16 protein-coding genes and 1 pseudogene are annotated in these 21,742 nt (G+C 69.5%); 5 read left to right on the top strand and 12 right to left on the bottom strand.

The window, feature by feature from the left end:
- Window positions 1–3: 3 nt before the first annotated feature.
- From OG223_RS30385 to OG223_RS30370, 4 genes are all read right to left on the bottom strand, one after another.
- The gene (locus tag OG223_RS30385; RefSeq protein WP_329255423.1) at window positions 4–828 is read right to left on the bottom strand and encodes an arylamine N-acetyltransferase family protein; all 825 of its coding nucleotides are present in this window, start codon (window positions 826–828) and stop codon (window positions 4–6) included.
- Between the two features lie 50 nt (window positions 829–878).
- On the bottom strand, window positions 879–2,783 hold the full coding sequence (locus tag OG223_RS30380; RefSeq protein ID WP_329255420.1) for an FHA domain-containing protein: 1,905 nt from the start codon (window positions 2,781–2,783) through the stop codon (window positions 879–881).
- A gap of 140 nt (window positions 2,784–2,923) precedes the next feature.
- On the bottom strand, window positions 2,924–4,141 hold the full coding sequence (locus OG223_RS30375) for an aminotransferase-like domain-containing protein (RefSeq protein WP_329255417.1): 1,218 nt from the start codon (window positions 4,139–4,141) through the stop codon (window positions 2,924–2,926).
- A gap of 79 nt (window positions 4,142–4,220) precedes the next feature.
- Entirely contained in the window at window positions 4,221–5,123 is a 903-nt protein-coding gene (locus OG223_RS30370; protein WP_329265557.1) for an SAM-dependent methyltransferase, read from the bottom strand.
- 305 nt (window positions 5,124–5,428) lie between these two features.
- Between OG223_RS30370 and OG223_RS30365 the strand changes: the two genes are divergently transcribed.
- On the top strand, window positions 5,429–5,590 hold the full coding sequence (locus tag OG223_RS30365) for a hypothetical protein (protein ID WP_329255414.1): 162 nt from the start codon (window positions 5,429–5,431) through the stop codon (window positions 5,588–5,590).
- A gap of 22 nt (window positions 5,591–5,612) precedes the next feature.
- On the opposite strand, the gene OG223_RS30360 is transcribed toward OG223_RS30365, so the two are convergent.
- Both OG223_RS30360 and hemB read right to left on the bottom strand, forming a co-directional pair.
- A complete protein-coding gene (locus OG223_RS30360; RefSeq protein ID WP_329255411.1) occupies window positions 5,613–5,987 on the bottom strand; it encodes a DUF805 domain-containing protein in 375 nt (124 codons plus the stop codon).
- A gap of 251 nt (window positions 5,988–6,238) precedes the next feature.
- Window positions 6,239–7,231 carry a porphobilinogen synthase gene (gene hemB, locus OG223_RS30355; protein WP_329255409.1) on the bottom strand — a complete coding sequence of 331 codons (993 nt, stop codon included), beginning with the start codon at window positions 7,229–7,231 and terminating at the stop codon, window positions 6,239–6,241.
- Window positions 7,232–7,568: 337 nt separating this feature from the next.
- On the opposite strand from hemB, the gene OG223_RS30350 reads away from it, so the two are divergent.
- Window positions 7,569–12,161 carry a P-loop NTPase fold protein gene (locus OG223_RS30350; protein WP_329255406.1) on the top strand — a complete coding sequence of 1,531 codons (4,593 nt, stop codon included), beginning with the start codon at window positions 7,569–7,571 and terminating at the stop codon, window positions 12,159–12,161.
- 85 nt (window positions 12,162–12,246) lie between these two features.
- Here the strand turns inward: OG223_RS30350 and OG223_RS30345 are convergent, their stop codons facing one another.
- The 5 genes from OG223_RS30345 to OG223_RS30325 form a co-directional block, all read right to left on the bottom strand.
- Window positions 12,247–13,950 carry a uroporphyrinogen-III synthase gene (locus OG223_RS30345; protein ID WP_329255403.1) on the bottom strand — a complete coding sequence of 568 codons (1,704 nt, stop codon included), beginning with the start codon at window positions 13,948–13,950 and terminating at the stop codon, window positions 12,247–12,249.
- Window positions 13,947–14,909, bottom strand: coding sequence for a hydroxymethylbilane synthase (gene hemC, locus OG223_RS30340; RefSeq protein ID WP_329255400.1), 963 nt, complete (start codon window positions 14,907–14,909; stop codon window positions 13,947–13,949). Before hemC ends, OG223_RS30345 begins: the two co-directional genes overlap by 4 nt.
- Complete coding sequence (locus OG223_RS30335) at window positions 14,906–16,618, bottom strand: glutamyl-tRNA reductase (protein ID WP_329255397.1); 1,713 nt, start codon at window positions 16,616–16,618, stop codon at window positions 14,906–14,908. Before OG223_RS30335 ends, hemC begins: the two co-directional genes overlap by 4 nt.
- Entirely contained in the window at window positions 16,615–17,376 is a 762-nt protein-coding gene (locus tag OG223_RS30330; protein ID WP_329255395.1) for a redox-sensing transcriptional repressor Rex, read from the bottom strand. Before OG223_RS30330 ends, OG223_RS30335 begins: the two co-directional genes overlap by 4 nt.
- A gap of 247 nt (window positions 17,377–17,623) precedes the next feature.
- Entirely contained in the window at window positions 17,624–17,863 is a 240-nt protein-coding gene (locus tag OG223_RS30325; protein WP_329255393.1) for a glutaredoxin family protein, read from the bottom strand.
- Between the two features lie 114 nt (window positions 17,864–17,977).
- Between OG223_RS30325 and OG223_RS30320 the strand changes: the two genes are divergently transcribed.
- From OG223_RS30320 to OG223_RS30310, 3 genes are all read left to right on the top strand, one after another.
- Entirely contained in the window at window positions 17,978–18,922 is a 945-nt protein-coding gene (locus tag OG223_RS30320; RefSeq protein WP_329255390.1) for an HAD family hydrolase, read from the top strand.
- 315 nt (window positions 18,923–19,237) lie between these two features.
- The gene (locus tag OG223_RS30315) at window positions 19,238–20,011 is read left to right on the top strand and encodes an ECF subfamily RNA polymerase sigma factor, BldN family (RefSeq protein ID WP_026151088.1); all 774 of its coding nucleotides are present in this window, start codon (window positions 19,238–19,240) and stop codon (window positions 20,009–20,011) included.
- 235 nt (window positions 20,012–20,246) lie between these two features.
- Window positions 20,247–21,470, top strand: coding sequence for a DUF5667 domain-containing protein (locus OG223_RS30310; RefSeq protein WP_329255387.1), 1,224 nt, complete (start codon window positions 20,247–20,249; stop codon window positions 21,468–21,470).
- A gap of 74 nt (window positions 21,471–21,544) precedes the next feature.
- Here the strand turns inward: OG223_RS30310 and OG223_RS30305 are convergent.
- A pseudogene (locus tag OG223_RS30305) lies at window positions 21,545–21,637 on the bottom strand (glycerol acyltransferase); the annotation flags it as partial.
- Between the last annotated feature and the right edge of the window lie 105 nt (window positions 21,638–21,742).

The raw sequence follows: 21,742 nt of genomic DNA, 5'->3' as shown, positions 1-21,742 counted from the left end.
AGCTCAGCCGAGCAGCTTCATCCCCTCCGGCGCCTCGATCCCGAACTCCTCGTCCAGCACCCGCCGCACCTCCCCCTCGTCCGCCAACTCCCGCTCGCTCACCGCGCCGTCGGCCCGCGTCTCGGTCAACAGGCGTCCGTGCAGCAGGAGATGACGGTCGGTGGTGACGCGCTGGACGAAGAGCCGCTGGGTGAAGGGGGAGCGCGGGTTCGTGGCGATATGCCAGTTGATGACGTCGAAGTCGACGTGCTCGAAGGGTTCCAGCGTGAAGGCGTACTGCGGCTGCCAGGACCCGCCGACGTACGCCTGGAGGACCAGGAGGTCCAACGGTCCCCGGTGCGGCACCCGGACCAGCCGGTGCCGGCGCCCGGCGTCCTCGAACTCGGCGCCGACCCGCAGCGGAACCGGCTCCAGCAGCGCCCCGATCGCCCCGAACCCGACGTCGGCCAGATACGGCTGCGGATCGCCCGGTACCTCCACGAGGAGCGCCATGTGGGTGCGCGGGCGGCTCTCGATCCGGTCCGTGCCCACGACCACCCGCGCCGTCAGCAGGGTCACCCCGAAGCCCAGTGCCCGCAGCGCGGCGGCCAGCAGCGTGTTCTGCTCGTAGCAGTAGCCGCCGCGCGGGCTGTGCAGCAACTTGGCTGCCAGGTCCGGCAGTTCGAGGGAGGGGGCCGTCCGCCGCAGAGCGTCCAGGTTCTCGAACGGGATGCCCCGCATGTGCGCGAGGTGGACGCCCCGCAGCGTCTGGGTGTCGGGGCGCCGCTCCCCCTCCCAACCGATGTGCGCGAGGTAGTCGCCGAGGTCGAACGCATCACTGTCGGACATGCGCCCAGCCTAGGCAACGCACGGCACGGCTCACTGCCGCACCGCACCGCTCACTGCTGCGTCACCGACTCCAACGCCTCCACCGCCGCTGCCGCCGCCGACGAGTCCTGGCCGTAGAAGATGTCGATGTCGACCTCCTCGCCGCCCATCGTCAGGGTGTCCCACGCGCCGCTGAGGACGAGCATGCGCAGGGTCCTGGACTCCAGGGTCTGGAGGCGTTCCAGGATCGCCTCGTCGTCCGGCATGCCCGCCAGCCGGGGCGCGAGCCTGTCGCGGATCGCCGCCATGCGTGCCAGCAGCGTCGCGGTGTCCGCCTCGCGGTCGGGTTCCTCCGCGATGCCGTCGATGCCGTGGTCGATGATGTCCTTGATCGCCCAGGTGACGCCCTGGTCGTCGGTGGTGACCATCGCCTTCCAGGCGCGGCTCTTGTGCCGGTACTGGAGCATCGACATGGCGGCTTCGTGCCGTAGGAAGTCGGCGTCGCGGAACGGGCGGCCGTTCCAGGCGCTGTTGAGCGAGCGGGCCAGTGAAATGGCCGACGCCAGGCCGCTGTTGAGGCCCCGGCCCGGCCAGAAGTGGATGGAGTTCGCCGCGTCGCCGAGCAGGAAGCCGTAGGTGCCGGGCGAGTTGACGGTCGGCGGCAGCAACTCGGCGGAGAAGCGTGGGCGTTGCACCATGTCGAGGCGGAAGCTGGTGACCGCGGACAGGTCCTGGGACTGGACGTCGAAGAGCCGCAGCCCCTCGTGCACCCGCTTCCACAAAGGGGAACCCTTGATCAGCGCGGGCAGGAACAGCGTGCCGTGGGTCGCGCACTGGAAGTCGCCGTGCTCGTCGCGGTTCATCAGGCACGGGCGGGAGGCGATGCACTCCTCGAAGACCCGGCGGACCGGGTCGATGCCGATGACCTCCGTCAACTCGGCGTCGGTCAGCCGCATGTTGAGGAAGCCCTCGCCGCGCAAGGAGTTGAGCAGGAAGCGGTTCTGAGCGACCGTCAGCAGGATCGCCATGGGGTCCGGCAGTTCCGACTTGACGCGCAGACCGAGGACGACGTCCCGCAGGTGGACGCCGTCGAGGGAGTAGATCGACTCGTCGGCCTTGCCGAACCGGGCGGCGAAGTGCTCCCGCGTGCGCGACCGGCCGCCGTCGCAGATGGCGAGCACATGCTGCGAGGCGAGTTCGTCGCGCTGTTCCGCCGGGTCGAACTTGGCGGGGATCAGCCGTATGCGGTCCCGCTTCTCGTTCGCCAGCTCCAGCAGCTTGTCCTCGATGTAGGCGATCCGCATGTTGCGCGGGTGGTGGTCGCCGATCGAGTCCGGGCCCGAGGGCCACATCTCGGTGTAGTGCTCGGGGTCGAAGAGCCGCTCCTGCACGTACTGCGGCCAGGCGAGGTACTGCCGGCTCTGCACGGTCACCACCTGCTGGCGCCGTACGTTGCCCTCGTCCGCGCTCTTCCAGACGACGGTACGGCCCTGCCTGCGCCACCGGCCCTCGTAGACGGTGATCTTGACCTGGGCGCCGAGGAAGTGCTCCAGGAGCAGGGCCATGGACAGCCCGACCGGGCCGCCGCCGACGACGGTGACCCGCAGCAGGGAACCCTCGTCGGCCTCCTCCGGGTGGGTCACGGAACGGGGCAGGTTGAGCGCCATGAGGGTCTGCATGGCGTCCGCGACCTCGAAGCGGAACTCCTGGTCCCCGATGGTGATCCGGTCACCGGGCTGGAGCAGCCGGGACTCCACCTCCTCCCCGTTGACCTGTGTGCCGTTGCTGCTGCCGCAGTCGCTCAGGACGTAACCCTGGTCCTGGTCGAAGACGATCTCCGCGTGGAAACGCGAGACGCTCGGGCTGGCGATGATGACCGTGTTCCCCGCGTTGCGTCCGAAGGTGACGCGGGTGTCGACCATCGGGATGCGCTCTCCCGCCAGCAGACCTTCACGTCCGACGAGCACCGGTGCCATGGCACTTCCTTCCAGGGGTGGTGACATCGACAGCGCTGTGACGATCGACTCTATTCTTGCGTGATCAAGTATTCCAGAGGGCAACTCGACCCGTTGCCAAGGGGATTCGGGTATTCGCCCCCAGTCCACCCCTCAGCCCCTCAGCCCCTCCTCAACCCCTCCCCCAGCCTCCTGAGCCCCTCCCTGATCTCCCCCGGCGTCTGCGTCACGAAGCACAGCCGCATCGTCGAGCGGTCGGGCTCCCCGGCGTAGAAGGGCGCACCCGGCACATAGGCCACACCCCGCCCCACCACCCGCGCCAGCAGTTCCGTCGTGTCGTACGACTCCGGGAGCCGCGCCCACAGGAACATGCCGCCCTCGGGACGCTCCCAACTCGACTCCTCGGGGAGGGCGTTGGCAAGACCCGCGAGCATGGCATCGCGCCGTTCCCGGTAGACGGCGGCCACCCGTGCCACATGCGCGTCGAGGTCGTTGTCCGCCAAGTACCGTGCGGCGGCCAACTGGTTGACGGTCGGGGTGTGCAGATCGGCGGCCTGTTTGGCGACGACACAGGCCCGCAGCAGGTCCGTGGGCGCCCGCAGCCACCCGAGTCGCAGGCCGGGGGCCATCACCTTCGAGAAGGAGCCGAGCAGGACCGTACGGTCCGCGGCGCCCTCCTGCGCGGCGATCCACGGCAACCGCTCGCCCTCGAAGCGGAGTTCGCCGTAGGGATCGTCCTCCACGATCCACAGCCCGCGCCGCGAGGCGATCGCGGCGACGGCGGCCCGGCGGTCGGCGGGCAGGGTGCGGCCGGTGGGGTTCTGGAAGGTCGGCACGGTGTAGAGCAGCTTGGGCCGCTCCCGCACGACGAGTTCCTCCAGCGCCTCGGGATCGACCCCGGCCTCGTCCCCCGGCACGGCGACGACCCGCGCGCCGGCGAACGCGAAGACCTGAAGTGCCGCCAGATAACAGGGGCTTTCGACGAGGACGACGTCTCCCGGTTCCAGCAGCGCGGTCGCGAGCAGCGAGAGCGCCTGCTGCGAACCGGTGGTGACGAGGAGGTCGTCGGGCTCGGTGGGCAGCCCGCGCGCCGAGGTCCGCTCGGCGAGCGCGGTACGCAGCACCGGCTCGCCCTCGGTCGTCGCGTACTGGAGCGCCCGCGCGGGCGTCTCGGTGAGGACCGCCTGGTACGCGGCCGCGATGCCGGTGGCGTCGAAGAGTTCGGGGGCCGGGAGCCCGCCCGCGAAGTTGATCACCTCGGGGCGGGCGGTGACGGAGAGGATGTCCCGCACCGGCGAACCCCCGATCGCACGGGCGCGCGCGGCGAGCGGCGGCACAGAGGCATGGACGGGAACGGGGACGGGCTCGGTGACGGTCATGCCGCCAGCCTAGGAAGGTACGTGCCGCCTACAAGCAGGTTTTCGCGATCCGGACGAGCACCCGTCGCAGGCGGGGGTGTCAGGCCTTCTTGCCCGTCGCCCCGTACACGTTGATGTCGTCGTCCGTCACGTCGTTGATGTCCCGGTAGGTGATCTTCTCGATGTCGTCGAGACTCTCGAAGTACGCCTGCTCCACCACCGGCGGCGCGGGCGCCGGGCCGGGATGCCACTGGTGCGCGGGGAGCACGCCGGGCTCGTCCAGGGTGATGCCCGGGGTCTCGGTGAAGAACCGCTCGACCTCGTCCTTGGAACGGAACACGAAGGTGAACCCCCGCTCCGTGTACGTCCGTTGGACCGCGCGGGTCGGGATCGGGTGGATCTCGTCGGTGAGGTGGCTGAGCACGAGGTGGCTGCCGGCGGGCAGCACGTCCACCAGCTCACGCACCAGCGGATACGCCTCCTCGTCCTCCACGAAGTGCAGGATCGCGACCAGGAGCAGCGCGATCGGCTCGTTGAAGTCGAGCGTCTTGGAGGCCTGTTCGAGGATGTCGGCCGGTCGGCGCAGGTCCGCGTCGATGTAGTCGGTACGGCCCTCGGGGCTGCTGGTGAGCAGGGCGCGCGCGTGCGCGAGGACCACCGGGTCGTTGTCGACGTAGACGATCCGCGACTCGGGCTCGATGCCCTGGGCGATCTGGTGCACGTTCTCCGCGGTGGGCAGCCCGGTGCCGATGTCGAGGAACTGGCGGACGCCGTGCTCCTGCGAGAGGCGGGTCACCGCGCGGCGCATGAAGTCCCGGTTGTGCCGTACGTCGAGATAGCCGCGCGGGTTGGCGGCGAGCGCGGCGGCGGCGGCCTCGCGGTCGACGGGGTAGTTGTCCTTGCCGCCGAGGAAGACGTCGTAGACACGGGCCGGGTGGGCCTTGGTGGTGTCGATCCTCCTTCTCAGCTCGGCGGGGTCTTGGCTGAGGGCGTCACCGGGCATGGGCGTCTCCCAGGAGAGTTGGTCGTCAACGGACAACCAGGGCAGCGTTCATCAAGTGCAGTGGTCAACAACCTAACTCTCACGGGGACTTGATGGTGCCCAAGTCCGGGGGACGTCCCGCGACGGGCCCGGAAGGAGAGACATCCCCGCAGGTCAGCGTGGGCGGGACGGTCCCGGCGTCCCGAATCCGGCGACAGCCGTAGACCCCGCCCCGCCCGACCGCCCAAGCTGCAACCCGCACCCGATGCCTCACCCGATGACCCGATGCCGCGCATCGCATCGCATCGCTTCCGCAGGAGGAACCCATGCCCGCCCGCATCACCCGCGCCCGCGTCCGCGTCCTGGCCACGACGGCGGCGGTGCTCGCCACGCTGCTGCTCTCGGGATGCAAGGACGGCACGGGCGTACGCGACGAGGGCCCGTCGGGCGTGAGCCCCACGTCGATGTCGACGGGGTCCACGCCCTGACGGGCCCTCGTGGCGGATGCGATCAGACCTGCGCCGGGATCCCGGCGGCTTCCTTCGGGTTCGGGCCGTACTGGTTGGCGCCGGGCGCGCTGTCCGTGCAGACGAAGACCAGCAGGATGATGGCGCCGACGAGCGGGACGAAGGAGATGAAGAACCAGCCGCCCGAGCGGCCCGTGTCGTGCAGACGGCGAACGGTGACCGCCAGGCTCGGCAGCAGGATCCCGACGTAGAAGATGCCCAGGAGCGCGAAGAGGGCCGCCTGCTTGGTCGCGACGGCCAGAATGGCCAGCACGACGTAGATGATCCCGGCGAACAGCGCGTACATCCAGTACTCCTTGCGACGCGCGCGCCCGCTGAATACCGCGTACTTCTTCAGTGCCTCGATGAAATAGCTCATGGTGTCCCCCAGGGATCGACGTCCAGACCGTCCAGAACGGATCAGGCCAGGCGCAGAAGGTAAGGACAGTGATGCGGACGCGTCAAATCCACATAAGTGCCGGACACTGAAGCTTATTTGGGGTCACATCACCCCACAGCAACCATCGATTTCGGGCCAGAACCCGCCGGCACCCCGAACCGAGATCGCCCCGACGCCGGACCGATCTCGAAGCGTTGCCTATTGACGCGTGTTCAGCGGGTGATCGACATTCAGCGCAGCTTCTGCGCCGCCTCCACCGCCCAGTACGTGAGGATGTTCCGCGCCCCGGCCCGCTTGATCCCGGTGAGCGTCTCGAAGATCGCGCGGTCCCGGTCGAGCCAGCCCTTCTCGGCGGCGGCCTCGATCATCGAGTACTCGCCGGAGATCTGATAGGCGGCGACGGGTACGTCAACGGCGTCGGCGACCTTGGCGAGGATGTCGAGATAGGGCCCGGCCGGCTTGACCATCACCATGTCGGCGCCCTCCTCCAGATCCAGCGCCAACTCCCGCAGGGACTCACGGGCGTTGGCCGGGTCCTGCTGATACGTCTTGCGGTCGCCCTTGAGCGAGGAACCGACGGCCTCGCGGAACGGCCCGTAGAACGCGGACGAGTACTTGGCGGTGTAGGCGAGGATGGCGACGTCCTCCCGCCCGATCTGGTCGAGCGCGTCCCGGACGACCCCGATCTGCCCGTCCATCATCCCGCTGGGCCCGACGACATGCGCTCCCGCGTCGGCCTGCACCTGCGCCATCTCGGCATACCGTTCAAGGGTGGCGTCATTGTCGACGCGCCCTTGCTCGTCGAGCACCCCGCAGTGCCCATGGTCGGTGGTCTCATCGAGACACAGATCGGACATGACGAGCAGCTCGTCCCCGACCTCGGCCCGCACATCCCGCAACGCGACCTGGAGAATCCCGTCCGGATCGGTCCCCGGCGTCCCGAGGGCGTCCTTCTTGCTCTCCTCCGGCACCCCGAACAACATGATCCCGGAGATCCCCGCGGCCACGGCCTCAGCGGCAGCCTTCTTCAGACTGTCCCGCGTGTGCTGCACCACCCCGGGCATGGCCCCGATCGGCACCGGCTCACTGACCCCCTCCCGCACAAACGCCGGAAGAATGAAGTCGGCGGGGTGCAGCCGCGTCTCGGCGACCATCCGCCGCATGACGGGAGTGGTCCGAAGCCGCCGGGGGCGAGAGCCGGGAAAGGATCCGTACGTGGTCATGGCTTCTACGCTACGCCCGGGTCGGGGGCGCCTTTGCCGACGGGAGGTCGGCCGACGGCAATGCCGGAACCTCGGGACGGGGGCGCCGCGCGTCTGCGAGGCTGGCGGGTTATGACACCGCGTGTGCGGGATGCGCGGGGCGAGCGGGGCGGGGATTCCCGGAGGGGGCTGGGTATTTATGGGGCGACGGGCGATTCTTATCGCGGGTTCGGATTTCGATTTCAATCTCGGCAGTGAGGGAGAGCGTGCGGGATATCCGCCGATTCCGATTGCCGCGGAACGGGTGACACGCCTTTCCGAAGTACTCGCCCGGTTTGATTTCGAATGTGACGTCCTGATGAATGCGACTTCCCAGAGGATGAACGGGGAGATCCTTAAGGCTTTCCATGACGCGGGCCCCGAGGACTTCCTCGTCGTTCACGTGCTCAGCCACGGCCGTCTACGACCTGACGACGACCTGGAAATCGTGGGGACCGACTGGCACACGGAACAGTCCGCCTCGGTGAACGACTGGATCAACACCTTGAGGGACATGGCCGAGGGGCCGCAGACCCTGTTCCTCCTCGACCTCAGCAACGGCGAGGCCCCGATGCCCATGGCCCCGTACGCGAAGCTGCACCGCCCAGCTCCGAACGAGCGCATCTGGGTCATCGCCGGAACCGACACCCGCGACGAAATGGCATTCAACGGGAACTTCACGCAGGCGATCACTCGTGTTCTCAGATCCATCAGCGACGGAGACAGCAGCCTGCGGCCGGATCTTGCCTATGCGCCGTACTCGTACCTCACCCGAGAGACACAGCGCGAACTCACCTCTGTCTCGCGAGGAACCCTTCCCCCGAAAGTCGCCATCGGTCTGGGAAACACCCTGGACGCGTCGGAATTCCGGTTCTTTCCGAACCCCGATCACATCGCGCCCCCGGACACCAGTTATAGCAACCGCGTCCGGTGCGTTTCACCCCTTGGCGAGACGCACGGGACACCACTCGTCGCGGTCGGCAGCGACGATTCGCTCCGCGTCTTCGACCTGCGCACCGGAACCTGGACCGCCACGACCCCCGCAGACGGTGTTTTCGCCGTGGTGCCGGTGCCAGGGCAGGATCTGCTGGTGTGCGCGGGAAGAAGCGGCGCCGTGGAGGTCCGGTCCACCGTCGACCTGGAGTTCCGCCGAGAACTCTGGTCTCACTCCGCGCAGGTCAACGATCTGGACTGTGTTGTCGAGGACGGACACTTGACGGTGTGGTCCGTCTCCGACGACGGCTCCCTGTGGAGCGGCGACATCGACGGGGGCACCCGGGTCCACATCCCCAGGGCGCATCAAGGTGGCGCCAACGCGGTCGTCATCATCGGCTCCTTCGTCGTCTCGGCAGGCTCGCATGGGGACCTGGCGGTCTGGAGCTCCACCACAGGTGACCTAAAGTGGCGCCTGTCCGAGCTCTCCGACCCCGTGCACCGGCTGGTCGCTCTGACGGTCGAGGGCCGACAGGTGTTCGTCAGCGGTGGCGAGGACGGCACCCTCCAGGTCGTAGACGTGGCCGACGGGACACTCCTGCGCATCCTCCACGCCCGCTCGACACCAATCCGGGCCATGACCGTACTTCCCGGGCCGCGCCCCTGCGTGGCGGTCGGCGGTCCGACCGAGCCAGTGAGCGTCTGGGACGTGGCAACGGGCGAGCAGGTGGCAGCCCTGGCCGAGGGATCGGACATTTGGTCACTGGCCGCCGCCGAGGTGGACGGAGAGATCCGGCTGATCACCGGAGACGAGAACGGCCTGGTCCCGCTTCCCCTCCCCGACCTGACAGCGACTACCACCCCCCGACTCCCGCCCCCACCAACCACCCTCCACGCCGGCTACACCGCCGACGTGGCCGAGGGCACCGACCGGCTGGGCATCGCCCAACAGGTCGACACGCTCTGCCAGTTGATCATGGCCCGCGAGGTGCGACCGCCCCTGTCGATCGGGCTCTTCGGCGACTGGGGCACCGGCAAATCCTTCTTCATGGCCCAGATGCGGCAACGCGTCGAGGAACTCGTGCACAGGGCGAAGCAGGCCGACCTGGAGCAGGTCGGTTCCGGGCTGTGCGGTGGTGTGTGCGAGATCCAGTTCAACGCCTGGCACTACCTCGACGCCAACCTCTGGTCCGGCCTGGCATCCGCCATCTTCGACCGGCTCGCGCTCGGTGACGCCCCTACGCGCGAAATCCTGCACGACCTCCCGTCCGTCCAGACACTGCGCCAGGAACTGTTGGCCAAACGGGAGGCAGCGCAGGCCCAACTCGACGAGGTGGCCCAGGATCTGGCCCAGGAGGACCCTGTCGGCATCCGTGACGTCCTCACCGTCGACCATCTGAAACAGGTCCAGGACGTCCTCACGGAACCGGTGGTGAAACAGACCAAGTTGGCGCTCACCGAGGCCGGGATCTCCCCCAAGGAGATCGGCGCACTGGAACTGCGGGCCAAGGAATCCGTGGGCTACGTCCGGAGGTTCTGGCTGCTGCTCCGCAGGGGCAAGCCGTCGGTCCGGCTGCTCATGCTGCTGGCGATCGTCCTCTTCGTGGTCGTCGGCCCGTTGCTCTCCGTCGTACTGCGGAACCTGCTGGGCACAGGCATCAAGGCCATCGCGCCCTTCCTGCTCTGCTGCGTCGCGGCCTCCGCCATCGCCGGGCCGTACCTGTCCCGGCTGGGACGGGCACTCCGGCTGGCCGAGGACGCCGTGCAGCAGGTCGACGAGCACCGCCGTATCCCGTTGCGCGCCAAACAGGAGGCCCTACGACGCCGTATCACTCGTATCGAGGAGGAGACCGCGTCGATCGACGACAGCATCCGGGAGCTGCGACAGGAGTCCAGCCTCCGCGCCTTCGCCCTCAAACGCCTGGCCGAAGACGACTACCGGCAGCACGAAGGCCTGATGGCCCTGCTCCGCCGGGACCTCGAAGAACTCAGTCGCCGGTTCACCGCACCGGATTCCGGCCGCACCGCCGCACCCGACCTCGAACGCATCGTCCTCTACATCGACGACCTCGACCGATGCCCGCCGCACCGAGTCGTCGAGGTCCTCCAGGCGATCCAACTCCTGCTCGCCTTCCCGCTGTTCGTGGTGGTCGTCGGCGTGGACGCGCGCTGGCTGCTGCGCTCGATCCACACGCACTACCGGGACGTACTGGGTTCCGACGGTCTGTCCACGGTGGCGAAGGACAGCCGGCACTGGGCCTCCACACCGCAGAACTACCTGGAGAAGATCTTCCAGATCTCCCTGTGCCTGCCGCCCATGTCCGAGGACGGGTACACCAGCCTGGTCGGGGCCGACCTGGGCGAGTTCCTGCCCGATGCCTCCGGCGAGCACACGGACATCGACACCGGGCGACCCGCAACGCGTCCGGAGCCGGCTGCGCAGCCGGGGCCTCAGCCCCTGCGGACGGCACCGACCGCCGCACCCGAAACCACCCGCGATCCCACCCACGACCCCACCCCCGAACCCGCCGCCGATCCCCAGACCCGCAGGGTCGACGCCCGTGAGTTGCACCGGTTCGAGGATGTCGTCGGCCCTATCGCCGCCGTCGCTATCCGCGACGATCACCCGTTGCTCCTGTCCGTGAACTCGTCGGCCGTCCTCACCCACCGGGACCTCCGGCAGCGCGAAGCCCCGACGCTGACCCGGAAGATCACCAAAGGCCGGCTCACGACCGCCGAGATCACCACGGACGGACGGGTGCTGCTGACCGGCGACTTCGGAGAGTCCGGCGAGTCGAGGCACACCGTGGCGCTGACGACGGACGCACTCGGCAACGGGGTGAGCAGAGTCGAGCGCGCGGTGCCCCTGGTGCGCCCGTCCACGGCTTCCGTGATCTTCTCGGCCGGCGGCACCGAAGTCGCCCTGTCGTGGCGCGCGGCGTTCGGAACCGTGGTGCACATCCGGGAAAGCGTCCTGCCGGGCACCCACGAAACGGACACCACCGCGCTGGCACCAGGCGCCTTGCTCGCCTGGACCGACTCATGGCAACTGACCGAGGAGCCCGACGGCGTCCGGCTCCACCCCGCCGACGACACCTCGTCCGACGTCCTCGTCAGCACCGCCCACGTCGAGCGCGCCGTACTGGACCCGACAACCGGACGACTCGCGCTCATCGGCGCACATACGCTGCTGGGGCTGTGGTCCACGACCGGCACACCGGAACCGATCAGACCGGTGCAGCCTCTGCCGGAGTTGCAGGGCACCCTGCAGATCGCGTTCAGCACAACCAACCTGATCGCTATCGCCGATGACACCCGGGTCCGCGTCTGGGACCTCGTCTCCGGCGCCCTCCACACCGAGTTGACGGCCGCCTCCCCCGTGACCGCGCTGGCGTTCTCGCCCAACGGCCGTCGGCTCGCCACGGGTTCCCAGGACGGCACCACGCAGATCTGGGCGGTCGAGAACCCCGATCCGGACACCGCCCGCAAACTCGAGGCGCTCCGGCTGACCCGCGCCGAGCACGACATGATCACGTCCGTCGGGCCCCTCATCTCCACGCCCCGGACCGCGAGACGGCTGGTGAACACCTACCGTCTGCTGCGCACCTGCCTCAGCGGCCCGGACGTCGAACGCGTCCGCTCAGGGGACCACGCACCGCTGATCCTGCTGCTCGCCGTACTCATCGGCTATCCCGCCCAGGGGGCGGCGGTCCTGGAGGACCTGCTCCACGCCGACGACCTGCCCCGGACGTTCACGGCCCTGCTCCGCCGCGAACACCGCGAACACATGGGCCAACTCCCGGCGGCAGACGCCGACTCCGACTCCGACTCCGAAGGTCCGCGGTACATCTGGAGCCGCCTCGCATCGGTCACCGCCGGCATCGCCACCAAGACCGGAACTTCGGACGAAACGGCCGACTACCGGCATTGGGCCCCGTACGTCGCCCGGTTCTCCTTCCGCACCGGGCACCTGCTGTGACCGGGCACGGCGGTACGGCGGACGTGCGGGGAGAACTCGCGCATCCTCCCCGCGACCACCTCGGACTCGGACTCGGCCCCCAGGTTCAGGTCGTCCGACGCCGCCGCGCACCAGGCCGACGCTCACTGGGCCGGGTCACCGGATCCCCCGCCTCCTGCGCCGCCGCCCGCCTACGCAACCCGAAGTTCGCCAACGCCTCGGCCAACTTGTGCACAGACGGCTCCGGAGCCATCACATCCACCCGCAGCCCGTGCTCCTCGGCGGTCTTCGCCGTAGCGGGACCAATGCACGCGATCACGGTCACGTTGTGCGGCTTGCCCGCGATGCCGACCAGGTTCCGTACGGTCGACGACGAGGTGAAGAGAACGGCGTCGAAGCCACCCCCCTTGATCGCCTCCCGCGTGTCCGCCGGCGGCGGCGACGCCCGCACCGTCCGGTAGGCGGTCACGTCGTCGACCTCCCAGCCGAGGTCGATCAACCCGGCGACCAAGGTCTCCGTAGCGATGTCGGCCCGCGGCAGGAACACCCGGTCGATCGGATCGAAGACGGGGTCGTACGGCGGCCAGTCCTCGAGAAGGCCCGCGGCCGACTGCTCCCCGCTCGGCACCAGATCCGGCTTCACGCCGAAGGCGATCAGCGCCTTGGCCGTCTGCTCACCGACCGCCGCGACCTTGATCCCCGCGAACGCCCGGGCATCGAGCCCGTACTCCTCGAACTTCTCCCGCACGGCCTTGACCGCGTTCACCGACGTGAAGGCGATCCACTCGTACCGGCCGGTCACCAGCCCCTTGACCGCCCGCTCCATCTGCTGAGGCGTCCGCGGCGGCTCGACGGCGATCGTCGGCACCTCGTGCGGAACGGCCCCGTACGACCGCAGTTGGTCGGAGAGCGACGCCGCCTGCTCCTTCGTGCGCGGCACGAGGACCTTCCAGCCGAACAGCGGCTTGGACTCGAACCACGACAACTGGTCGCGCTGCGCGGCGGCGGAACGCTCACCGACCACGGCTATCACCGGTCGGCCCCCGTCCGGGGACGGCAGCACCTTCGCCTGCTTCAACGTCTGCGCGATCGTGCCGAGCGTCGCCGACCAGGTCCGCTGACGAGTGGTCGTACCAGCCACTGTGACCGTCATGGGTGTGTCCGGCTTGCGGCCGGCAGCGACCAGTTCACCGGCGGCAGCGGCCACCGAGTCCAGCGACGTCGACACGACCACCGTGCCGTCCGACGCCCCCACCTCGGTCCAGCACCGGTCCGAGGCGGTACGGGCGTCCACGAACCGGACGTCCGCCCCCTGCGCGTCCCGCAGCGGGACACCGGCGTACGCGGGCACGCCGACGGCCGCGGCGACACCGGGCACGACCTCGAAGGGAACACCCGCCGCGACGCAGGCGAGCATTTCCTCGGCGGCGTACGTATCTAGTCCGGGGTCCCCGGACACCGCACGTACGACCCGCCTGCCGCCCCGCGCGGCCTCCATGACAAGATGTGCCGCATCCCGCACAGCGGGTAGGCCAACGGTTGTTGACGCACCGTCAACAACCGTTAGTTGAGGCGTGCCTGTGCCCGGGAGCGAGCCCGAAGAAGGACTCGGATCCGGATGCACGACGGCTACGCCCTCTCGGGCGTGCGCACGTACGACGTCGAGCACCTCGTGCTCGGCGACGAGGACGTCCGCGTTCGCGAGCGCCTCTACGGCGCGCAGTGTGAGCAGTCCCGGATCTCCGGGTCCGGCACCCAGGAAGGTGACGTGCCCGTGTTCAGGACCGGCGGGAAGAGTGGTGGGGCTCACTTGGCTTGCTCCCCCATGAGACCGGCCGCGCCCTGGGCAAGCATCTCGGCGGCGAGTTCGCGACCGAGCGCCAGTGCTTGGTCATGCGTCTCGGGCACGGGACCGGTGGTGGACAACTGCACCGTACGCGAGCCGTCGGTCGTGCCGACTATTCCGCGCAGGCGCATTTCCTTGACAATCTGCCCGTCGGCCAGAAGGTCGGCCAGCGCGCCCACAGGGGCGGAGCAGCCGGCCTCCAGGGCGGCGAGCAGGGACCTTTCGGCAGTCACGGCGACCCGCGTGAACGGATCGTCGAGTTCGCCGAGTGCCGCGATCAGGTCCGCGTTGTCCGCGGCACACTCGATCGCCAGGGCCCCCTGGCCGGGGGCGGGCAGAACCGTGTCGACCGACAGGAAGTCGGTCACTTCGTCGAGGCGGCCGATCCGGCTCAGTCCGGCGGCGGCCAGGACCACTGCGTCCAGCTCACCGTCCCGCACGAAGCCGATCCGGGTGTCGACGTTGCCCCGGATCGGGACCGTCTCGATGTCGAGGCCGTGGCTGCGCGCGTACGCGTTCAACTGGGCCGTGCGGCGCGGGGAGCCGGTACCGATGCGCGCCCCGCGGGGCAGGTCGGTGAACTTCCGGGCGTCCCTCGCGACGAGCGCGTCACGCGGGTCCTCGCGCTCCGGGATCGCGGCGAGCACCAGCTCCGCGGGCTGCGCGGTCGGCAGGTCCTTGAGCGAATGAACCGCGAAGTCGACCTCACCGCCGAGCAGCGCGTCACGCAGCGCGGTCACGAAGACCCCGGTGCCGCCGATCTGCGCGAGGTGCTCGCGGGAGGTGTCGCCGTAGGTGGTGATCTCGACGAGCTCGACGGGCCGTCCGGTCACCTGGCTCACGGCGTCCGCCACCAACCCGGACTGGGCCAGGGCGAGTCTGCTCCGCCTGGTCCCGAGCCTCAGTGGTGCCTTGCTTCTCATGCTGGCCCTCGGTTCTTGCTGTTCTCGTTCTCAGAGTCTTGTTGGGCCCTGGAGACGGAGGCCACCGTCTCCTGGTCGAGGTCGAACAGGGTGCGCAGCGCGTCCGCGTACCCGGCGCCGCCGGGCTCGGCCGCGAGCTGTTTGACCCGCACGGTCGGCGCGTGCAGCAGCTTGTCCACGACCCGTCGTACGGTCTGCGTGATCTCGGCGCGGTGCTTGTCGTCGAGGCCGGGCAGCCGTCCGTCGAGCCGGGCGATCTCGCCCGCGACGACCTCGGCGGCCATGGCGCGCAGGGCGACCACGGTCGGCGTGATGTGCGCGGCCCGCTGGGCTGCCCCGAAGGCCGCGACCTCGTCGGAGACGATACGCCGGACCGCGTCCACGTCGGCCGCCATCGGAGCGTCCGCCGAGGCCTCGGCGAGTGACTCGATGTCCACCAGCCGCACCCCGGCCAGCTTGTGCACGGCGGCGTCCACGTCACGCGGCATCGCGAGGTCGAGGAGCGACAACACCGGTGCGGGGCGCGGGACTTGGGCGAGCGGCTCGGGCCTGCGGCGCTCGGGGATGCGTCCGACGGTCGCGGCCATGGCGGCTAGTTCGGTGATGAGTTCGGCCTCGGCCTCGGGCGTACGCCGGGCCGCCTCGCGCCGGTCGAGGGCACTGCCGCCGACCCAGGCCGCGTGCTGCTCCAGCGTCGCCGCGTCCATCCCGGCCACGGCGGCCTCCCCCATCACGGAGAAGCCACTCGCCCCCTGCACCGCGGACAGGTCCAGCGGACACCCGTCCTCGGTCCCGACGGAGGTCGGCGGAAGCGTTCCGCGTACGTCGTCCGGCGCGGCCGTACGACCGGCCGTCGCGTCCTGCGGCACCCGGCCGCCGACCGCTTCCGCGACCGTCTCGGCGGTCAGGACCAGCCCGGTCGCGCCGGTGCAGGACACGGCGACATCGGCACGTGTCAGCTCGAACGGCACCGAATCCATCGGTACCGCGCGGGCGGACACGTCCGTTCCGGGGCTCTCCGTGATGATCTGGGCGAGGCGCTCGGCGCGGTCGGCGGTGCGGTTGGCGACGACGATCTCGGCGACGCCGGCCCGGACGAGGGTCGCGGCGGCCAGCGACGACATGGAGCCGGCGCCGATGACCAGGGCCCGTTTCCCCTTCGCCCAGGCCTCAACTGCCGTACCGGAAGAGAGCTGTTGAAGGCCGAAGGTGACCAGGGACTGGCCCGCGCGGTCGATGCCGGTCTCCGAGTGGGCGCGCTTGCCGACTCTGAGGGCCTGCTGGAACAGGTCGTTCAACAGCCGCCCGGCGGAGTGCAGTTCCTGCGCCTTGGCGAGGGAGTCCTTGATCTGGCCGAGGATCTGGCCCTCGCCGACGACCATCGAGTCGAGACCGCAGGCCACCGCGAAGAGATGGTGGACGGCCCGGTCCTCGTAGTGCACGTAGAGATAAGGAGTGAGCTCGTCCAGGCCGACGCCGCTGTGCTGGGCGAGCAGCGTGGAGAGTTCGGCGACGCCCGCGTGGAACTTGTCCACGTCGGCGTAGAGCTCGATGCGGTTGCAGGTGGCCAACACCGCGGCCTCGGCGGCCGGTTCGGCGGCGACCGTGTCCTGGAGGAGCTTGATCTGGGCGTCCGCGTTCAGCGTCGCCCGCTCCAGGAGACTGACCGGCGCGCTGCGATGGCTCAGCCCGACGACGAGGAGACTCATGCCGGCATCACGGCGGGGACGTCCCCGTCAGGGCCCTGCTCGGTGGAGTCGCCCCGCTGCGCGGCGGTCGGGTGCGCCGCCTGGGCGGCGGCCTCCTCGCCGGCCTTGCGCTGCTCGTGGAAGGCGAGGATCTGCAGCTCGATGGAGAGGTCGACCTTGCGGACGTCGACGCCGTCCGGGACGGTCAGCACGGTCGGCGCGAAGTTCAGGATGGAGGTCACACCGGCGGCCACAAGGCGGTCACAGACCGGCTGGGCGGCACCGGCGGGGGTGGCGATGACGCCGATGGAGACGCCGTTGTCGCTGACGATCTTCTCGAGCTCGTCCGAGTGCTGCACCGGGATGCCCGCGACGGGCTTGCCGGCCATCGCCGGGTCGGCGTCGATGAGGGCGGCGACCCGGAAACCGCGGGAGGCGAACCCGCCGTAGTTGGCGAGGGCGGCGCCGAGGTTTCCGATACCGACGATCACGACCGGCCAGTCCTGGGTCAGGCCCAGCTCGCGGGAGATCTGGTAGACGAGGTACTCGACGTCGTAGCCCACACCGCGGGTGCCGTAGGAGCCGAGGTAGGAGAAGTCCTTGCGCAGCTTCGCGGAGTTGACCCCCGCGGCGGCCGCGAGCTCCTCGGAGGAGACCGTGGGTACCGAGCGCTCCGAGAGTCCGGTCAGCGCGCGGAGGTACAGCGGGAGACGGGCGACGGTGGCCTCGGGAATCCCTCGGCTACGGCTCGCCGGTCGGTGAGTTCGGCCAGTTGCCACGGTGCTCCTGCGGGTAGAGCGGGGCTGTGGGCGGTCACACGTACCCAGACCGCCCCGTCGGAAGCAGGCTATGTCTTTGTGAACGCGTGCACAAAGATGGTGTCCGATTTGCCCACCCAACGTGACCGGGGTCACGCACACGCGTTCCCTACGCATTCCAGGGGGCAAAACCGCCACACTCCTCGTAATTCCCGCCCCCGAGACCAAACCGCCGTCGATCCTAAGCGACGTTCGGGTGCGCGTTGAACTACTTGGTCAGTTCCTTGCGGAGGCGACCCTCGTCGACCCGCCAGAACGTGTGCTGTTTCCCATCGACCAGGACGACCGGGATCTGTTCCCAGTACGCGTCGTGGAGCTGCTGGTCCTCGGTGATGTCCTTCTGTTCCCAGGGGACTCCGAGGTCGGCGCAGACCTTCTCGACGACGAGCTGCGCGTCCTCGCACAGATGGCAGCCGGGCTTGCGGATGAGAGTGACCAGATGACTCATGCACACCATTCTCGCGCCATCGGTGCACTTCTTTAACGGCCCGGTCGCGGAGAGTTCACAGCCTCCGAACCTCTCGGCTCCGGAACCACCGAACAAACTGGCTATGCTCACGACATGGCCGCTCTCGGATGGCTCACTCCCCGTAGGCGCTCCGCCACGGCGCGGAGCGTGTTGGCAGGCGAGGCCTCTGCGGAGGCAGCGCGCAAGTCGTCGCAGGACGCGCAGGACATACAGGACGCCCGCGCGGACGAAAAAGCAGCGGAGGAGCCGGAGTTCCCGGTCCTCGGCGACGACAGGGCCGCGGCCTTCTTCGACCTGGACAACACCGTCATGCAGGGCGCGTCGATCTTCCACTTCGGCCGCGGCCTGTACAAGCGGAAGTTCTTCGAGACCCGCGACCTCGCCCGATTCGCCTGGCAGCAGGCCTGGTTCAGGCTCGCCGGCTTCGAGGACCCCGAGCACATGCAGGAGGCGCGCGACTCCGCGCTGTCCATCGTCAAGGGCCACCGCGTCGCCGAACTCCAGTCGATCGGCGAGGAGATCTACGACGAGTACATGGCCGAGCGCATCTGGCCCGGCACCCGCGCCCTCGCCGAGGCGCACCTGGCCGCCGGTCAGAAGGTGTGGCTCGTCACAGCGGCCCCGGTGGAGATCGCCAATGTGATCGCCCGCCGCCTCGGCCTCACCGGCGCGCTCGGCACGGTCGCCGAGTCCGTCGACGGCGTCTACACCGGCAAGTTGGTCGGCGAACCGCTGCACGGCCCCGCGAAGGCGGAGGCGGTACGGGCGTTGGCCGCGGCGGAGGGCCTGGACCTCTCACGCTGCGCCGCCTACAGCGACTCGCACAACGACATCCCGATGCTCTCGCTGGTCGGGCACCCCTACGCCATCAACCCGGACTCCAAGCTGCGCAAGCACGCGCGCGAGCTGGACTGGCGGCTGCGCGACTACCGAACGGCCCGCAGGGCGGCCAAGGTCGGCATCCCGGCGGCGGCCGGCGTGGGTGCGGTGGCGGGCGGCACGGCCGCGGCGATCGCTTTGCACCGCCGACGCCGGTGACGCGGTAAACGCAGCCAATCCACGGGTCGTACCCGCGTAACCCGCTGTCCAGTCACGTTGGCTGCACACGGCCACAACACGCCCTGGTCCCTGACTGAATTCGGACCGTTCTGATCAACAACCGGTCACTCTGCGGTACTTGATCGGGCGTCAATCGGTTACAGAAGCGACGTAATCGATGATTTGAGCAACTGGGTGTAGCAGCGCCTGCACGAAGCGTTATTCTCCTCAGACGCAATCCGGTACCCCTCCGTCGCTACGACGGGTGAATGTTCCGGTACTGCACGTGATGGAAGCTCTGCCTCTGGGAGTCCCGTGTACCCACACGTCGGGGTTGACGCCTCGGGCCTGGCTACGCTGCGCGCAACGGTCCAAGACCTGTTGCGCGGCTTCGTCCCCACCGCGTACGCCGTCCCCGCCGCCTTCGCCACCACCGCACCCGTCGGTCCGTGCTACGCACTGGCCGACGGTGGCGCCGCGGTGGGCAGACGAGGGCGCTCGGCCGGCGCCGCCACCGCACGCCGTCCGGCCGCTGACAGCGACAGCGCCCGGATGATGGACCTCGTGGAGCGTGCCCAGGCCGGCGAAGCCGACGCCTTCGGCCGCCTCTACGACCAGTACAGCGACACTGTGTACCGGTACATCTACTACCGAGTGGGAGGCAAAGCCACCGCCGAGGACCTCACCAGCGAGACCTTTCTGCGCGCCCTGCGCCGCATCGGCACGTTCACCTACCAGGGGCGCGACTTCGGCGCCTGGCTGGTGACGATCGCCCGCAACCTGGTCGCCGACCACTTCAAGTCGAGCCGCTTCCGGCTGGAAGTGACCACCGGCGAGATGCTCGACGCCAACGAGGTCGAGCGCTCCCCCGAGGACTCCGTCCTGGAGTCCCTGTCGAACGCCGCCCTGCTCGACGCCGTACGACGGCTCAACCCGCAGCAGCAGGAGTGCGTGACGCTGCGCTTCCTCCAGGGCCTCTCCGTCGCGGAGACCGCCCGGGTGATGGGCAAGAACGAGGGTGCGATCAAGACCCTCCAGTACCGGGCCGTGCGCACTCTCGCCCGGCTCCTCCCGGACGACGCCCGCTGACGGCACACGCTCGGTAGCGCCCAACTCGCGCTCAGTGAAAGTCCGTTGAGTTCGCGGTCGGATCATCCGTCGTCCGTAACCCAAGTGCCGCGCCACTCGTTGTGCGGGATACAGGCTCCCTGTGGTCACGACCTGACCCTCCCCGATCACTCGATCGTGTGGATGCGGTCAGGCTGTGCAACCCTCAGGACCCCCTGGGGAGTCGACCGTCATGACGCGAGAGGAGGTGCCGCCAGTGATCGCGAACGTATCGGCGCACCGGCGGGCGAACGCCTTCGCCCAGGCCCTGGAAGAGGAGCAGTCCGACCAGGGCACGGCGGCCGAGCAGTCCGAAGGACCGGCCCCGGCCCCGGCTGCTGCGGAACAGACCGAGCAGGGCCGCATGCTGGCCTTCGCCACCGGTCTCGGCGAGCTGCCCAAACCCGTGCTGGACCCCGAGGTCAAGGTGGTCCAGCGGGCCCAGTTGGTCGCCGCGTTCGAGGCCATGCTGCAAGGCGAGGCACCCGAACCCTCGGTACCGGAGCAGCGCTCCCACCGGTCCCGGGGTACGCACCGGGCCACCGGTCTGGGCAAGCTGCGACCGCGGTCCCGGCTCACCAAGGGCCTCGCGGCCGGCGGACTGAGCGTCGGGGTCGCCGCGGGTGCCTTCGGCGGAGTGGCCGCGGCGAGCTCGGGCGCCCTGCCCGGTGACTCGCTCTACGGCCTGAAGCGCGGCATCGAGGACTTCAAGCTCAACTACCTGTCCGACGGCGACGACCAGCGCGGTGTGGCCTACCTCGACCAGGCGTCCAACCGCCTGAGCGAGGCACGCCGGCTGATCGAGCGGGACCGAAGCGGCCACCTCGACCACGAGCAGCTCGGCGAGATCCGCCGCACGCTGTCCGGGATGACGCACGACGCGTCCGAGGGTCATCGTCTGCTGCACGAGGCGTACGAGCAGGACCCGAACTCGCTGGGCCCCATCCAGGCCCTCTCCGCGTTCTCCCGCTCGCACCGCGAGGCCTGGGGCGCCCTGCGCGACCGCCTCCCCGTCCAGCTCGGCGACGTCAGCGACCAGGTCTCCTCGGTCTTCGACGCCATAGACGAAGAGGTCGCCCCGCTCCAGTCGCTGCTGCCCCAGCCCCCGGCGAAGACCAGCGGCGGTGGAACAGGCAAACACCGCGCTCCCGGTACGACGTCCACGGGCGGCTCCACCGGCACGCACCGCTCGACGACACCGAGCACGACGGACGGCTCCGCGGAGACCGGCCGCTCCAGCGCCCCCAGCGAGGCCGCCACCACCGGCGACGGCCTCCTCGGCGGCAACACGGGCGGCCTCCTGGACCCCCCGAAGTCCTCCGGCACGGCGTCCCCGTCCACGACCAAGCCGTCCCTCACCGAACCGGACGTCACGCTGCCGCCGCTGCTGCCGGGCTTGCTGCCGGGTCTGGGCATCGACGGCGAGGACGCGAACCAGTAGTCCCTGACCACGAGATGGGGGCGCCCCTCCTGCGAGGAGCGCCCCCATCGTCGTACAGCCGGCCGTCAGGTTTCTCAGAAGAAGACCGAGCGTCGCTGCACCAGCAACTTGTACAGCGTGTGCTGGATCTGCTCCCTCACCTGGTCGGTCAGGTTGAACATCAGCATCGCGACCATCTACATTGCCGCCCTCGCACCGCTTCGCGGGCTTCGCACGGCTGCGCCGGACTCCGTCCGTCGGCTCCAGGCCGACCGGGCCACTGTCCCCGCCCC

The sequence above is a fragment of the Streptomyces sp. NBC_01478 genome, from assembly GCF_036227225.1.
GTDB lineage: Bacteria > Actinomycetota > Actinomycetes > Streptomycetales > Streptomycetaceae > Streptomyces.
This window is presented reverse-complemented; position numbering and strand designations above follow the sequence as displayed.